This is a genomic window from Mesotoga sp. H07.pep.5.3, assembly GCF_002752615.1.
In the GTDB taxonomy this organism is placed as follows: Bacteria; Thermotogota; Thermotogae; order Petrotogales; family Kosmotogaceae; genus Mesotoga; species Mesotoga prima.
The window spans coordinates 1-17,418 of the sequence record NZ_AYTV01000012.1; the positions used below are offsets into that span (position 1 = coordinate 1).

The following is a 17,418-nucleotide window of genomic DNA, read 5'->3' on the forward strand; positions in this document are numbered from 1 at the left end:
CTCTCTCATCTTTTGTGTCTGATTCGGTAAGAGTTGCCGTGTTTGTCAACCAGTATTCTCCTGCCTGAAGCTGCTCAATGCTTCTAATAGTTACGAAATATGTCTTCGTAGCCAGTGAGGTGTCGGCAATATTCCATGGCCAACCCGCACTAGAATGATTCAAAACTTCAAAACCCGTAGGAGGAAACGGTTGATCTTCAACTGTGGCATTAGCATCCAAAGGTTGCATTTCAGCGGGTTTGGGCATCAAGAAAGTCTCATACACAAATGTTGTAGGGAAATTATCCGAAGTTATCTTCATCGATACCCTAAAATAATCTCCTTCATTACCACTGAATGAAAAAGAAAAGGGAACACTTTTGTATCCAGGATCAATGTCCCCGAGGCTTCTCTTTTTCGGGCTGCCGATATCCTGCCATGTCGCCCCAACCGACTTCTGTAGCTGCAGTTCCACCTGAACGTTCTTGGCAGTTGCATCGCCTGAATTAAGAACGCCGGCTGAACCAGAGATTGAAAAAGTTGTGCCTTCCTTGAGAGGCAGCCTCTTTGCCTCAAGAATGTATTCAATCTGCTTCTCAGTTCCACTGCTCGAGGGGAAATTGGGAACTACTGTTGGACTTGCCGTTTTCGTAAGTATCCAGTCATATTCTCCTGATTTGCTTCCCTTAGCATCTCCATCGATGAATCCATTCAGCCAGGGATCTTTCTGCCCGTTCTCGTTGAAATAGGTAACTTGGAACTTGCATACTCCATGTTCATATTTGAAAAGTTTAGAACTGAAGACGTTTTCCTCCACTTCCTTTTCCAGAAAAAGATGAACTGCAAAGTAAAAAACCGTTGTGTCTTCTTGAATGAAAGACTCTAAACTTTTTCTGTAAGTAAAATTAGCCGACTTGGGATTGACAATTACGTGATCATCAAGATCAGCCTTTTCAAGTTCACCATCACCGTTTTTGTCCAATCCTTGCACGCTCAGTGAATAACCAAGCCAAAGTTCCGTTAGCATCCAATCACTCTCGAAAGTGTGATTTACAACCAACTCTTTTGTATCATAGTCAACCCAGTAAGTCATCTTACCAATGAACTCACCGTCAACTTCTACAAACGAATCTGGAGCTCGAATGAAGAAAACATATTCTCCAGAATCTTCCTGAGTCAAGAAAATGATTTCTTGCGTGTATTCCACAATTCCAAGATCTATAACCTCTACTTTCTTCTGAGGCTGAAAACAACTACTCAAGAACACCGCCAAAAGTAAAATTGCCGTTGAGAACAAAAAAAGCCTTTTCATTACAACACCTCCCTAAGAAACGAAAACCCACCCCAAAAATGACAAGCTAATCGGTCGATCAAAGTTATCTAGTCTCATTCTATATCATTGGGGGAAGAAAATCATACGAACGATACACTTTAATAGGTAATTTTACAGTTACTCAAAGATGAATGGGACATTAAGATCATTTTGATTTGAAAAACACGTCCTTTTCTCGGTAAAATAAGGTAATGGTTACTTTTAGCGCCACACAGTGCCATCTATGGAATTTGCGAGTAGTCCCCAATGAGATGATCGGTGAGAAAAGAATAACTGTTAATCGCACACATCGTCAGCATGTAATAAACAATCGATGGACATAATCTAATACTACAATATGAACATATGACTTTGTGATAGATTGCATAAGCTGATTTCAGCAGCTCAGTATAGAAGATTGTTGACTTAGTGATGGAGAACATTATAGCGATTTCCCGTTATCGAACTGCAGAATGTTGGCATCGTTTTTGTCAGTCTTAGTGTGTTATTTCACGTTATTCAGCGAATGAAAAAGGCAAGTATCTTAGCTAATTGTCAATGAATGGTGAGATTCTAGAGAGGCTTTCACTGAGCGGAATAAATACCGAAAAGGGCAATATCAATCAAACCAGATCCAACTGAATCGTCATTATCGAAGTCGCAAAGAGTTGAAAATATATCCCAGGTTTCGTCGCCATATTTTGTGAAGTACTTCTCGAAGAAGATTTGATGATCAGACCCATCGAATAGTCCATCACCGTTGATATCTGCAGGATTGGTTTTACTGTCGATGAAACTCTCCATAAGACTACCGTCTGAATACTCAACGGTTAGAAACGCGCTCTCAAGAATCGATGCCTTTGAGTTCCCACTAGACAAAATGGTAACAACTGCTCCTGGGAAGAATTCATCCGATTCAACAGAAATCAGTGAAAGCTTTATCTGAACGCCATCGGCAGAGCTAGCTATTTCTCTTCGAGTTTCATCAAACCTTTCGCTGACTATGATTTCATCAATCTGGACACCGTCCAGTTCGAATAACAGCTGAATGGATGCGATTGGTGTTTCAGTTTCGATAAGCTTGAGAGCCATAATTCCATTTCCGTTTCCACTAATAACCGTATCGAACAACGAGAATTCCGTCTTCCTTGAGCCCAAATCAAAATGGATCTCATTGTCGTGATGAGAAATCGATGAAAGCTCTAGCCCACTTAGAGATTCATCATACCAGTTTGAGTTTGGGGTTGTTTCTGAGCCAAATGACACGTTATTTGATGAACCAGGATAAGGGTCGCCATCGTCTCCCCTGTTCTCGCGCGATGAGGGATCCATCAGGTCATCCCTTCCGTCGGCTTGAAGCAGATAGACCTGCTTGCGCTCTCCGCTATTCCCGTAAACGTCATCGTCGATATGATATATGAGGAGACCTTCTCCCGGGAGGGCGTAGTCAAAACCGAATTTCGTTCTATTTTCGATGAGGAAGTATTCCTCCGGTCTGCCAATATTAGAGAACTTAAGAAGCCTGCCACCGATCTTCACATCTTCGAGAAAGAAATCTCCAGAAAGTCTAGAAATCTCTAGCGGTTCAAACCAGCCCAGTTTAGCCTTGGACCAAGCCGAGAAGTGAGCGGGCATATCCCCCGGTCTATCAACATAGTTCCAGCAACCGTAAGCCATCATTCCCCAGTATCCGATTCCCCACGTTGCCCCGGAATAGTCATAGAGGTCTGGCAGGCCAAAAAGATGACCTGTCTCATGTGCCATTACCCCAATTGTCGCAATTCCTTTAACGGGATCTCCCCCATTCTCCCTCGGCCAGTCAACCCTCTCTGGCTGAATTGTGAAGAGATCTGCGGTTACTCCATCATTCGTCTCGTAATCGAATAATCTCGACTGAAAAGACCAGATATCCAGCTGATCTCCAGAGAGTTCTCTTCCCATTCCCTCGTGAATAACGATTATCATATCGACAACCCTATCATCATTATTATCGTAAAGGGAGAAGTCGATATCCTTGTCGGCTTTTGAAATAGCTTCCCTCACGAGTTCGAATTCATTTTGTGAATAATAGGCCTTTGATTTATCGGCAGTGTACCAGCCGTATACTTCTCCTGACAGATCAACTGAACCGTTAGACACTTCACTATAATAGTCTCTCATAGAACCAAAAGGAGCGAGCTCAGGGTATGATGAGAAGATTATCTCTTCAAAGTCTTTTACATGATAAGTATGGGGGTAATCGGGGTAGTCAATCAGTATCACCGGTATCTTGATAGTCCCTTCTGTAGACACCGCGGCGTCTCGGGGTTCAGAAGCGCTCAGTGTACTAAACTTCAGTGATTCAAGAAGCTGCCGGGGTTCAAACGAGGTAATGCCAATAGGCTGGTCTATCCCTTTCAGGAGATCTGAGCTTTGTATCTCACCGTCGACAACGACTCCATAACGCCAGAAACGGCTCTGAGGATCTTGCTTAAGAGGTCTTCCGTATAGATCCAGGATAAAGTTTCGATACTCATCGCCATACTGTATGAATTCGATTCGAGTGCCGTCAGGTTGATAAGCTGTAATCACTCCACCGAAACTGGGTGCTCCAATGAGAACCGCCGAAAAAAGAACAGTGGCGATCATGCATAGAAGGGACAATCTGCCGATCATCTGACGACCACCTCAAGAGTTGGTAAAAGTGTATTAATATTCACAGTCGATAGATCATTATCCAGAGCGTAATTCGAAATGATACTCAAACTGCCGCTCTCACTGGCGCTAATTATAATTTCAATAAAAATATCCTTTTTGACTTCTTCTTGCTCATCATAAGGGAAAGCCCCGTGAATGATTACCACTGACTGGATATGGCTTCCAGCAATCAAGGTCAAGCAATCCAGATTTGATTCTACGTCCGTTATCTCGACTCCTCCAGAAGCTTCTAACACTATTTCGAAAACATAGACCTTTTCAAAATTCTTTGCAGTTAATCTGGTTGAAGAACTTGAACCTTCTTGGACTGTGATAATCGATCTCTCAAAAGCTAATTCAGCTTCTTCCGACGGCTTCTTTATAAACCAGCACCCGGACGTCAACAGCAGAAGCGCAGTTAAGAGGACGAAAAGGCGAAAAACATTATTGAATTTCTTTAAGTATTTGCTCACAAATGACTCACTACACATAAGATGATTATACATTACTAGATAAGGTTACCCCGATCACCGTAAAAGAAAGAGTGAGAATCACGAAGGACTTGGTATGGCAATTAGTGATAAGATGCGTATTAAGCTAATCCTGTTGCGATTCTTATGTGAATTTGCTTTATCGTAGATCGTGAATTCCAAATTGAAGGGACTTCAGTTGAATCCTTTAATAATATTCGTACGACTTGGTAAAACCAAATGAGAACGAATCACGTGCCGGCCAGCGCAGAAGATTGTGATTGACGAGTTGAAGACTGTCATTAGTTAAAGGCCAAATCAAGCTCTCCTTGGTGTATAATAATTCTCATGAAGGTTGTTCGAAGCGATGATTTGTTATTAGAAGAAGTGGTTCACAGTATATCTCGTAATTCAAATGAGGCTTTGACTCGCTTGAAGAAGCGGTTTGCTCCTTGAAATAGTTTGACATCTGGTTATTAGAAATGGTACAATATTCTCGATTCATCTTGTTTCTAGCGGTTTGAATGTGGTATATAATATTTGAGGTCTTTTGTTTGTTCACGAAATCCATTGTTACCTGTTCGTCTGTTCGGGATCGTTCAAAGCGTTTTTTAGGTATATATGAGTCTCTATATGTTCTTTAGCAAATACTTTTCACAACCAAACGCCTTATAGGGGGTGTGTGCAGTGGCAAAGAAACTCTTGAAATTAACCACATTGCTGGCTATTCTTCTCCTCGTGTTCATGCTGACTGGTTGTCCCAAACCACCAGTGGAATACACGTTGACAATTGAGAAGACTGGCAATGGAACCGTTACTGCCGATCCTGCACCCAATACAAGCGGCAAATACACAGCGGGAACAGATGTAACGCTGACCGCTGAAGCCGATGCAGGATGGCAATTTGTTAAGTGGGTAGTCGGTGAAACAGAGGAAACAGAAAATCTTTTAGTAGTCAAGATGGACGCCGACAAAACTGTTAAAGCGGTCTTTGAGGAAGTAGCTGGCGTGCAATTTACCCTGACGGTAGCTAAAGCTGGAGATGGCGATGGTACCGTTACTCCGGAAGAGGGAACCTATGAGTATGACGAAGGGAAAGAAGTGACGCTAATCGCTGAAGCTGACGAGAACAGCGTCTTTGACAAATGGGTTGTTGACAATGTCGAGTATGAAGACGCTACAGTAGTCGCAACAATGACGAAAGACATTGACGCAACTGCTTACTTCGATCTCAAACCCGGTGTTTTGCCTGAGATCATTCTTGAGTGGACATTGGGAGATCTCATGGTTCTTGGAGCACCTTGTACTGCGCCTGAAGATGGTCTTGGCTTTCAGTACCTGGTAGGCGACTCTGACAGCTCTTTGACGGAAGCGTCCTGGAGCATAGTAAAAGGTGAGGAAGTCGTTTACGGGCCTATAGCAATTCCTTCTTCAAGATTCTACAATTCTTGGACTGGCGCTATTACTGCAGCAATGCTTGGTGCGGATCCAGTTGGTGGAATCTATTCGCTGACGATGACTGCAACGAAGACCGGTGGAATCTCTAAGACTGAGAAAATCGATTTCTATGTCCACACTGATGAAGCGGTAATTGACGGGGTCGATTTCGCCGGTGACATAGTCTTGTTTGAAGGAACAGCTATCTTGACCGGTGACGAGGCTACTCTTGAAGCAACGATAACTCTTGACTCAAAAGTAAGAGTTAGAATCTATGCTTATGAAGGTGTGTGGGATTGTGAAAGTGCTGATAATGCCCTTCTTTACGATGGATTCTTAACTAGAGAAGCTTCGTCAACTGAGAAAGAGACGTTTGAGCTTGATCTCACTAAGCTCAAGTCTGGTGTAGGTTACGATAAGCTAAGAATTGTTGTCTACAACGAAATCTGTGGGACGATGCCATGTAACTACTGCCCAGACGATGAAAAAGACATCGAGTTAGTTTTTGACAAAACAGTCACGCTGGACTGTGAACTTTGTACTTGTGCGCCTTGTACTCCGTGCTGGAATGGTGAGTTTAACCCTGGTGTGAGAATAATGAATTTGCTGTTCAAAGACAGCGATTTCTTTGATGTCTCTGCTACAATAAACGGGGAGACTATTCCTGCAACCCTTATTGAAGCTCCGGTTGAAGACGGAGATGATCTGGTAATAAGAGCAATTATTCGCGAGGAAGACTTCCCAGAGCTTGCTGGTGATGCTCTTCTAATATGGACTGTAACCACGGTAACAGGTCAGAGTGTTGAAGTAGAATGTGACGAGGACTTTGACTTCATAACACCTGAAGTTGATATCCTTCTTGAATGTGACTGCGATGCAACTACTACTGTAGTTCCGATCCGGTTCACCGATGGGGCCGGTCTGAAGGATGCCAATGTTTGGTTTTATGAATCGGTTCCTGGATTAATCAAGAAAGTCACGTTTGATGCAACACCGACGGGTGAATCGACGACTACATTCACTTCTTACTTCGATGAAGGATGGGAGTTCCCCGCGACTGGTACGATATACGAGGTAAATGCGACCATTGAACTTGATCCTGCCAAGATCGTAAGCCCGACGCTCGGCGGCAGCTACACTGTCTATGCATATGCAGAGGACACATCATGCAACGTAAGCGATGAGGCAAGCGAAACCTGTGCGATAGACTTCGTGGCTCCGACGATAACGTACTTTGGTCTTGATTGCGTTGGAACTGATTGCGATCTGTGTAAAGCAACAGAGACAGCTCTTGTTTGGCACATAAGAGATGTCAACTTTGACTATGCAGAGATAAGTGTAAACTACGGAAATCTCTGTTCTGATGGTCAGTGTGGCAACACATTTGTAACCGAATCCACGGATGGAACAGTACTTTGGGAATTCCCGTTTGCGGATTGTAGAGAGATAACCGCCACAATCAAAGCAGTAGATGACTGTGAGAACGAGAGTTCTAAGACCATTAAGTTCGACGTTGACAACGTGCCTCCAGAACTCGATCTCGAATGGTGCGTCGAACCTGAAACATGTGACGCGACGTTTGCAAGATTTAGCTGGACGATGGACGATCCTTGCACTCCTACTGTTTACTTCGACACGTGGATTCCGATTGGACAGCTTGACTATGTAGTCATGGAGAATGGCGAGGAAGTGTTGTATCCTTATACACCTGATGGAACGACCACACAGAGTGGAATAATTCAGTGGAGCTGGGAAGACTGTGTCTTTGATTGTACAGAACTGACGATTTTCGCAGAGGCTGTAGATTTCAGATGCGAGAACTCCACAGAAGCGAGTTTGACAACCGATGTGGAGATTGACCATTTCAAACCTTATCCGCTCATTTTCTTAGGTGACAGGGAAGCAGTGAATTCTCTTGAAGCAGCGAGATGGCCTTGGTATTATTATTATATCGAGGATCCCACTTGTGATGCTTCTTGCTTATGGGTTAACTTTGTAGTATGGGAAAATTGCCTTGAGTCATTCGAAATCTGGACGAATTACCCATCGGTATGCGAAACTGGCGGAACGGGAGAGTATCTTGAAGACGAATACTTACTCCTATCGTGGCCAGAGATGCCTGTCAACATTGATGAGAAGCTTTGGATTCTTCCAACTCGATGTTATGGAGGAAATGTGACTGCTCCCACTCCGGAAGATTCGAGCGAACTGCTTGATGAAGCAAACGGTGGTTACGAACAACCTATCAAAGCCTATTGGGGATCGATAAAGGTCTGTCTGCCCTCCAATCTCGACTGCGAAGATTTCGTAGCAACTATCACAGCGGTGCAGACATGCAAGCCTGACATCGATGAACCAGAGACCTACACTTCTGTTGAAGACTATTCCGTTGTGATCGACAGGGAGCCTCCAGAAATTCTCACGTTCGATTGGTTGACCGTTCCGACCGCTTGCGCTACGGAAGCAACCGTAACAATAGAGGCATACGACGGTTCATTCATTGGCGAGAGTTCTGTGGATGCTTACATCGAAGGTGAAATGGTATATGAAGACGGAGAAGTGGTCCCATTCGGCGGAGAGACAGTTCTTCTGACAATTGACCCAGTGACTGGTATTGCAACAGGTACTTACTGGAACACATATGATCAGATTAACTGCGCAACAATAGTAGCCACGCTAACTGTTGATGATGTTTGCTGCGAAGATGGAAATCCGAATCAGTCTGTTAAGAGACTTGAGATCGACATCGACAATGTAAAACCCAATGTGAATTATTTCTACTTTGCATCCGAAGCTAACTCTAGCGAGGAGTTGTCAGATGTTTCCGGTCTTGGATGGACAATGGATGTAGATGAGACTACTCATGCTTCGTTGACAGCGTGTGGCACTGACTTCGTTTACCTTTACTGGGATGCGGACGACATTACAGGAGACGCTACTGGCTGCTATGACGGTGTAAAGATTCTCATGGAGCAGGGCGATGGAACGGTTGTACACATTACATCTCCTGCAGCGACTGGAACCGTTAAGTGGGAGTTCGGCGAAGTTGCCGGGGATACATTGCTTGCAACGATTACAGCACAGCAGGAAAACGGCTGTCTGGAAAGTGATCCAAAGACCGTACGCGCTTACGTGAGCAATGTTGGGCCGCAGTTTGTTGCGCTCCGCTTCCAAGTTCCTTACGATCCTCCACTCGCTCCTCCAGTTCTTGGTACCATTTGGGTTGACTTCAACGTCCCAATAGACACTTCAGAAGCAACCGCCAACATCTGGAGATGGGACGACCTGAGCGAAACATGGATGCTTGAGACGTATGTTGATGGAGTTGATCCATGGAAATGGGATAAAGGCATCACTGGTGACGATAATGTAGACTTGAAGAGAGCACAGTTAGTAAACGTTGATGGCACTATCGGTTATCCCATAGTTCTTGATGGACTTTACAAGCTGGAGCTTTACTCGATTAAGTCTGTAGCTGGGGCTTGTGAGGGAATATACATCGATCCGCTTGTGCGAACAGGTACTGGACGAATTACAGCTCCTGAGTTTTGATTAATAGGATTTTGCTCTAGACGAATGGAGACCCTCCTTAGCGAGGGTCTCCATTTTGTATGGTATTGGATATTGAGCGGAGCTTTGACAATGTGCCGACTAGGAAGATACGGTATTTCAAAAAAGAAGTTTTTCTAGTTTTCGCTTGAATATAGTCAAGAGTTCGTAGGCGACAAGAGAGCCTATCTGCATTCAGAAGTATTATATAATTGATTGTCTCTAATCCTTAAGATGGGGAGGGCTCGGGCTTGAATTCAAAGTCATTTTGTCTAATGGTATTGTGTGTTGTTTCATTAGTATTGTCAGGATGCTTTGGGGGTTTTTTGGCACCGCTGAATCTCGAGATTCCTGATCAAAGGATTCTTGCAGGGGAAGCTTTGCACTTGAACCTTAAGCAGTTTGTCAATTGTAAAGAGAGCGACGATCTTGTTTTCCGAATTGTCTCTGGAGTCGGCATTATCGACGAAGATGTTTACAGTTATCTCCCCGCTTTGGATGAGAGCGGGCTGTACGAGGTTCAGATATCCGTGAATGACAGCAAGGATAGAGAATCGAGTTGCGTTTTCGAGATCATAGTTGACCCCATTTGTTGCGAAATCACTTTGAACGCTTCACCCCTTGAAGGGGGAGTTACATCTGGAGGAGGGATCTTTCAATACGGAGACATGGGAACGGTTCAGGCAACTCCAAGTCAAGAATATAGTTTCACGGGGTGGTATGAGGGAAACGACTGTTTGGCTTCGACGACTACGTTCACCTTCTTTGTAGAAAGAGACGCGACATTAGTGGCTTGCTTCTTTGAGGAGAAATATCACGTCATTAGAGAAGTAAATGGAAATGGGAGTATTGAAATATCTCCCGATAAAGAAACATACTCTTTTGGAGAGAAGATTATATTGACAGCCCATCCCTCCTATGGCTGGAAGTTTTCGGAATGGGTGGTTGATGGTACTCGCTTTACCGATGAATCGATCGTAGTAGTAGTGGACGGTGACAAGTCAGTATATGCATCATTTGAACGAGAAGAGTTTGCTCTAAACATCTCGATAAGTGGAAATGGTAGCGTCTCCTGTTCACCTGCCTCTTCCGGTTGTGTATATGAGTATGAGACGCTTGTAGAGATTGTGTCTGTACCATCCGCAGGATGGGAATTTGAGATGTGGCAAGGAGATCTAGACGGATTCGATAATCCGGGGAAAATTATCATGGACTCGGAGAAACACGTGACAGCTGTTTTCGTCAAAAGGGAGTATCTGGTCGAGGTTACTGCGGACCCACCTGCCGGGGGAGTTGTCGAAGGTGGTGGTTGTTATTCTAGCGGAAGCGAAGTTGAGATTGTGGCTGTTCCAAATTCCGGATATAGGTTCAAGGAGTGGAGCGAGAATGGTGCAACGTTCTCCAGAGAAAACAAGATAAATTTAATAGTATCGCGCAATTTCGAGCTTACTGCGCATTTTGAGGTGGATAATGCCGTTCCTGTCGTCGAAAAGCTCAATGGTCCCGAAGGAAAGGTTGAGAAAAGCAAGGTAGGGTTTGTGTGGAATGGAACTGACCCCGATGGGTTTATTGAAAGATATGAGTACAGAGAGGATGGAGGAGACTGGATAGACATTGGCACCAAGACTTATTTCAACTGGAGCGGGTACTTGGAGGGGCCGCACACCTTTGAAGTAAGAGCCCGGGACAATCAAGGCGCCTATTCCGAGACAGTAGGCTGGAGTTTCGTTTACGTTCCTGCTTATATTGAACAAGGGGCATTCAAAGTAGCAAACTCATGGGGAACTGGCGGGTGGGAAAACATTCCTGATGGGTTCATATTCATTACGTATGAAGCTATGAAGCAGAATGAAGTTCTTTGTTTTGTTTTGGATCCCAGAGACAACTATGAGCCCAGGGCGATTGCTGTCTTCGAAATCTCGCATCCACTGAGAGAAGAATGCAAGATCTGGGTAGGAGCAGGTGATCCAGCTAATCCGTTGAAACTCAAGAGCTTCGATGATTTCTATTATCGTGGGGGTGGTTGGCCGTATCCAGCCAACAAAATGGTCATTGATATCACCGAGTTGCTGCCATTCGATGAGAACACAGTTTTTCTCAAAGTCTTTGATGGAGGTTCAATGGCTACCGGAGTCATAAGTCATTTCTCCGTCGAGGTATATGACAACTATCCTTCTGGATCTCCTGTTCAGGTATTCTCTGCTGTCGAGACTCCAAAGGATACTATGAACGGTTCGTATGTTAGCGTAAGCATCAACGATGTCTCGGTCTCATCTACAAGCATTGGCTCTTCCTTTGCATCTTCAGGACTCTCGACTTCTCTTCTTTTGAAAATGAAGGAGACGCTTGGGATCTATGAAGAAGGTGTCGACTACAACGAGATAATAGAAGGACATGGAACAGGTTTGAGGCCTCCATCGGAAGAAGAATGGCGAGCGATCGAGAGTTCTTGGCATGAAATTGAGGGCTTCTCACCTCAAGATGGACTGCCTTATTCAGTTGACCATTCAGGCTCGGTGTACTTTCCACCTATAGGAAATCAAGGAAGCGAAGGTTCTTGTGTCGCCTTCTCTTTGGGCTACTATACATCGACATTCTATGAGGCCCGTGACAGAAACTGGAATCTCTCTGGGGCTGCCTGGGAGGGGGGCTTCTATGGGGCTCCTTCAGACTCATATCAAGACAGAATATTCAGCCCTGATTTTGTCTATCACCAGATAAATGGAGGTAGAGACACGGGCTGTTCATATGTTGATGCGATAAATCTCATCGCTAGACTTGGAATATGTAGCTGGAGAAGGATGCCATACAGTGTAAGCGATCACACCTCATGGCCATTAGAGAATGCCTGGAGGGAGGCACCAAGGTACAGAAGCCGCAATGAGACTGTGGGAGTGATTTCTGTCGAGGATGATCAGGATATCAATGCCCTCAAGTCATACATTAGCTCGGGTTATTTGATCTCGATTTCAATAGATGCCAGCAAGTATGCTTATCTGACGGCAAACGATGTGTGGAACACGAAAAACTATACGAACCCAAACACAAATCACGCAAATACTATCGTGGGATATGACGACACTTTTGACGGCACCGAGTAGAACTCCGACAAATCAATCTGTCTGGGGATAATTTGTGAGTGTTTTAGTTCATTCCAGAATATTTCAGGAACTGCGGAAACCAATTGCTGTGATTATTTGGAACCTGAGAATAGATGAGTTTTCCAGGTAACAATCTGGTAGTATCAGTTCATATCACAGGGCTTCGTTCCGGGTTTTAAGATTGCTGGTTTTTTGGGCGATTACTTGAGTGTGATTCTACACAGAACCTGACAGCCTAAAAGAACCCATCAATACATTTAGCAGGCAGATACAATCTTCTCAAATCCTATTCCGTACAAATCCGAAGGTCATTGTGAGTATAATCACAAACATGGTATAATTTTTTAAAGTCCCTCAAGGAGTGATGCTCATGCGTGTCCGCAAGTCCCTTAAAAGTGTTTGCCTAGTCTTCTTTGTCCTGATTTTGATAGCGTTTTCTTCGTGCAGTGGCTCGAAATCGCCTGAGGTTGTCATTCCTGATCAGAGCGTGAGACAGTATCAATTGCTTGAAGTTGATCTTTCAAGCTTTGTTTCAGACAGCGAGAGCGACCTTCTATTTTCCCTGCAGGAAGGTCCGGGAAGAATTGTGGGATCAGTCTATGAGCTTGTGCCCGGATCAGATCTATCTGGTCGTGTTCGGGTGTCACTTCTGGTAAGAGATAATAAAGGTAATGACTTCAGCTCGGCTTTCTTCGTGAACATTTCTGAAGGGCAGCTTCCTGACAGTTCAAAAGCAAGACTGGATTTCGTTGTTCCTCAACAGTATGTCGAAGTGGGGGATGTTATTAGATTGGGCCTTCCTGGATTCAGATTGGCGTCTGATGATCTGGAGTTTGAGATTATTGAAGCTAATGCTTCTCTGAATGCGTTTGTAGAGGACGGAGTACTTACTCTTAAGCCGTCAGACGACGCTGTCGGTGAGGATGCTTTGCTAATGAGAGCGTCTGATGGCGAGGATTCAGTCGAATTCGAAGTACCCTATTTTGTTAGAAGAAGAAATCTTTCCCCAACTCTCAGTATAGGTGATCAGTCTGTTGTCGAGGGGGACTCTGTAAGAGTTGATCTTTCCCTGTTTGCAAGGGATCCGGATGGTGAGATCGTGAAATATGAGGTCCTCGGCGGACCGGGAACGGTTAGCGACCAAGGCATATACATACTGACCGCTCCTCACGGATCGAGCGGAACGCATACAGTAACAGTAGAGGTAGAGGATGACAGGGGAGGTCTCGGTCGTGGATCGTTCAGAGTGCACGTAATGCCTGCAGACTCATCTGAGAGGAGGACGCTCATCGTTGGGGGCGAGGAAGCCCTGTACACTTCGATTCAGGCTGCGATTGATCAGGCAAGGGACGGCGACGTCGTGCTAGTCATGCCAGGTGAATACTGTGAAAATCTGATTCTGGACAGGGCAATAGAGCTCAGAGGATCATCCCGAGACAGTGTCGTACTGAGAGGTCAAAATCAGAATGCTCCAGTAATAATGGTCAGGACGGGGAATGGGTTCATGATTTCTGGAATGACTGTTGAAAGCAACTTAACCACGATTCAGGTTTCGAGAATCACCGGGACAATAGTTGACTGTCATGTTGTAGGCGGTCGCTTTGCTGTTTCATATAGCAGTATTGACAGTTCTACTCTAATAGTAAAGAATTGCTCATTCTCCTCTCTGCCTGATGCTGAAGGGGAAATAAACTCTCGATTGACTGGTCTTTATGCATACGGCAGCGGGAGCGTAAGAATTGAGGGATGTGATTTTATCAGATCGGGTACGGGTATATATATTACAAATGACGTCAAATATGAGATTGTCGAAAGTGTCTTCATGGAGAACAGAATAGCTGTTTCTGTTGCTGGCAATACTAACGGGCATATTTCCAATAATAAGTTCACAGGGAATGTTGAAAATGGTCTGCTTATTAGTTCAGTTGGAGTCACTGAAGTCAGTAACAATATGTTCTATAAAAATCTTATTCACGGACTCGACCTATATTTGAGTATGTGCACGGACTGTGGTTGTGGTGGGAAGGTATTCAAGGGCACTGTAGCTGGTGGGGAAAATATTTTTGATAGCACGGAAGGAATCTGCCCGCAGAGCCATACGTGGCCTGAGAATTTCTACGTGGTTGATGAGCTTCTAGGAAGGTCTGCAACAGAGATGAATCAGGGGTCGGATTGAATTGTCTAAGATCGCGTTTGGCAGATGGCTAGCAATCCTTGCAGTCTTGATGTTTCTCTCAGCCAACTGTGTGGGAGCGATCGAGATAGACTTTTTCGGGGTTGCGACATGTCAGGAATGTTTTGAAGCTGAAATGATGATCGAGAGCCTTAAGTATGAAGTAGAGGATGAGGTTGTTCTCAACAAGTTCATGCTTAGCGAGGCAGAGAATCAGGAGCTCAAGCTGAAGTACGCGAAGGTGTACGGGGTATCTGAAAGTGAACTCGATCTTTACCCAATGATATTCATAGGGAAAGATGCCTTTACCCCGTCAAATACCACACCGGACGGCTTACTCGAAAGTATGATCAACTACTCTCAGGAAGAGCGAGAAACAAAACTCCGGGAGATAGAGGCCCTAGGTGATGATGTCACCCACAGGCTGAACGATAGATACGAGCAGTTCAGCCTCTTCGTCGTTCTCGGGGCCGGTCTGATTGACGGAATAAATCCGTGCGCGTTTGTCGTTCTCATTTTCCTCGTTTCCTATCTTTATTACGTTGGAAGAGGGAGAAACGAGATTTTAGTTGCGGGAATATTCTTTGCCGTGGGGATCTTTGCGGCCTATCTCGCCATGGGAACCGGTCTTCTGGGAGCTGTTGGATACGTCGAGAGCATTTCCAAGGTATTCCAGCTAATCTTCTATCCCGCTATGGCGATCTTCACAGGGCTACTCGCTGTACTTTCGGTCGTTGATTTCTACAGGATGAGATACAGGAACAAGAAGGCGATCCTTGAGCTTACTCCTGGTTTGAAAAAGAAGACCCACGAGATTATTAGAAAGAACGCGAGGGCGAAGACCATATGGATCGCATCGCTCGTAACTGGAATTCTCGTTTCTTTTGTAGAGTTCATGTGTACCGGTCAGGTTTACCTTCCCACGATCGTCTATATCATAAACAGCTCTGGCGTAACTGGAAGGGCGCTGGGATTCCTTGTTGCTTACAATCTAGGCTTCACAGTTCCGATAATTGCAATCACGCTGATAGCTTACTTCAGCTCGTCGACGAAGAGGATTCAGGAGTTCATGACGTCCACGCAGGCCGCAGCGAAGATAAAACTGCTAATGGGAGCTCTGTTCACAGTTTTCTTCGTAATAATGCTAAATATCACCCTGAAGACGTTTAGTCTGATATGATCTAGATAACCATACGGATCCCGTATAGATTGAAGAGATTCTGATCTCAAGCGTTGGTAAGCATTAGATCTTTTTCGTAAGCAGAACAGATTGTCTACACTTCTCGCGAAGATTCAACTATGAAAAAACAAGGGGCATTTTGCCCCCTGTTCAAAACGATCATGATCGATTCCTCAGCAGAAACCTACCGATTGTATTATTCGTCGTCCTCTTTGTCGTCAGAGACATCTTCAAGGTCCTCTAAAGAAGTATCGTCTTCCTCGCTGGAAACTTTAACGGCTTCTTCTTCGGTAGTCACTTTCTTCGATTCAATTGCAGCCGCTTCGAGTCCCTCGCGACCCTCGAGGATTGCGTCTGCCATCGTATGTACTATTAGCTGGATCGCTCTTATAGCATCGTCGTTTCCCGGGATAATAAAATCGATGACATCCGGGTCACAGTTGGTATCAGCGATTCCGATTACTTTTATTCCCAGTTTGTTTGCTTCCGCGACGGCGATCTCTTCCTGTTTCGGATCAACGATGAAGATAACGTCGGGAAGCTTCTGCATTTCCTTGACACCGCTGAGGTTTTTTCTCAGTTTGTCGAGTCTCTTGTTTATCATGCTCTGCTCTTTCTTCGGCAGAGCAGAAAGCTTTCCAGACTCTTCCATTTCTTCGAAGTTCTTCAGAGCTTCGATTCTTTTCTTTATCGTGGTGAAGTTCGTTAGAAGACCACCGAGCCAGCGGTTGTTTACGTAAAAAGAGTCGCATCTCTTGGCTTCTTCCTCGACGATCTGCTGAGCCTGTCTTTTCGTACCTACGAACAAGAAGGTAGCCCCTTCCTGAGCGGAGTTTCTGACGAAGTCGTAGGCCTCTTCGATGAGCTTCAAGGTCTTCTGTAAGTCTACGATGTAGATACCCTTTCTTTCACCGTAAATATAGGGTTTCATCTTGGGGTTCCATCTTCTCGTCCTATGTCCGAAGTGAACTCCGGCCTCGAGAAGCTGCTTCATTGATACTACCGACACAAATACACCTCCGTTTTGGTTTTCCTCCGGCTTCGCCATCGATCGACCCTCGCAATGAGGGCACCGGGACCGAATGCGATTATTGCCGTGTGTTATCCTCGTCTTTGACGAGATCTCTGTATGTGTACCTCTTTGCGTTCAACCATAGGTCCTCGAGAGAATAGAACTCTCTTCCCTTCTTACTGAAAATGTGGACGATGAAATAACCACCGTCAATCACCATCCAGTTGTAACCCTTGCCTTTATCGTAGTAGATAATCTCTACGGCTTCCCTTTCAATGTATTGCAGTATCGCCTCCCGTAGCGAGTCCATATGAGGGTCGGAATTTGCCGTAGTCACCACGAAATAATCTGCAAGGTTTGACACCTTCGAGACATCAAGTATTACTATGTCTTCTCCAAGTTTTTCGTCAATTATCTCAGCAATTGCCTTAACTACTTTATCCAAGATTGATTCCCCCATTATAGACACGTTCTCAGTTCTCCGTTGACCGTCCGCCTAATTCACAAAATTCTCAAGCCCACTTCACTG

The 17,418-nt window shown here is 44.8% G+C and carries 9 protein-coding genes; 4 read left to right on the forward strand and 5 right to left on the reverse strand.

Annotated features, from left to right (window positions below; genetic code table 11):
* From V513_RS03680 to V513_RS03690, 3 genes are all read right to left on the reverse strand, one after another.
* A partial coding sequence (locus tag V513_RS03680) for a hypothetical protein (RefSeq protein ID WP_143752420.1) occupies positions 1-1,291 on the reverse strand: 1,291 nt, incomplete at its 3' end.
* 585 nt (positions 1,292-1,876) lie between these two features.
* Positions 1,877-3,946, reverse strand: coding sequence for a M6 family metalloprotease domain-containing protein (locus V513_RS03685; RefSeq protein ID WP_099771769.1), 2,070 nt, complete (start codon positions 3,944-3,946; stop codon positions 1,877-1,879).
* Complete coding sequence (locus tag V513_RS03690) at positions 3,943-4,440, reverse strand: hypothetical protein (protein WP_099771770.1); 498 nt, start codon at positions 4,438-4,440, stop codon at positions 3,943-3,945. The genes V513_RS03685 and V513_RS03690 overlap by 4 nt, the downstream gene beginning before the upstream one ends.
* A gap of 684 nt (positions 4,441-5,124) precedes the next feature.
* Here V513_RS03690 and V513_RS03695 point away from each other — a divergent pair.
* The 4 genes from V513_RS03695 (at position 5,125) to V513_RS03710 (ending at position 15,877) form a co-directional block, all read left to right on the forward strand.
* A complete protein-coding gene (locus tag V513_RS03695) occupies positions 5,125-9,426 on the forward strand; it encodes an InlB B-repeat-containing protein (RefSeq protein ID WP_099771771.1) in 4,302 nt (1,433 codons plus the stop codon).
* A gap of 323 nt (positions 9,427-9,749) precedes the next feature.
* Positions 9,750-12,524: an InlB B-repeat-containing protein gene (locus V513_RS03700; RefSeq protein ID WP_099771772.1), complete on the forward strand. Its 2,775-nt coding sequence runs from the start codon at positions 9,750-9,752 to the stop codon at positions 12,522-12,524.
* Between the two features lie 370 nt (positions 12,525-12,894).
* Positions 12,895-14,700 carry a right-handed parallel beta-helix repeat-containing protein gene (locus V513_RS03705; RefSeq protein ID WP_180274829.1) on the forward strand — a complete coding sequence of 602 codons (1,806 nt, stop codon included), beginning with the start codon at positions 12,895-12,897 and terminating at the stop codon, positions 14,698-14,700.
* Between the two features lies 1 nt (position 14,701).
* On the forward strand, positions 14,702-15,877 hold the full coding sequence (locus tag V513_RS03710) for a cytochrome c biogenesis CcdA family protein (protein WP_099771774.1): 1,176 nt from the start codon (positions 14,702-14,704) through the stop codon (positions 15,875-15,877).
* A 196-nt stretch (positions 15,878-16,073) separates the two neighbouring features.
* On the opposite strand, the gene rpsB is transcribed toward V513_RS03710, so the two are convergent.
* A complete protein-coding gene (gene rpsB, locus V513_RS03715; RefSeq protein ID WP_099771775.1) occupies positions 16,074-16,886 on the reverse strand; it encodes a 30S ribosomal protein S2 in 813 nt (270 codons plus the stop codon).
* 79 nt (positions 16,887-16,965) lie between these two features.
* Positions 16,966-17,334 (reverse strand): ribosome silencing factor, encoded by a 369-nt coding sequence (rsfS, locus tag V513_RS03720; protein ID WP_257211931.1) that lies wholly within the window; start codon positions 17,332-17,334, stop codon positions 16,966-16,968.
* Between the last annotated feature and the right edge of the window lie 84 nt (positions 17,335-17,418).

Bases quoted from the DNA above. Each gene is read 5' to 3' on its own strand.
- V513_RS03685 (WP_099771769.1), bottom strand. From the start codon at position 3,946: ATGATCGGCAGATTGTCCCTTCTATGCATGATCGCCACTGTTCTTTTT.
- V513_RS03705 (WP_180274829.1), top strand. From the start codon at position 12,895: ATGCGTGTCCGCAAGTCCCTTAAAAGTGTTTGCCTAGTCTTCTTTGTC.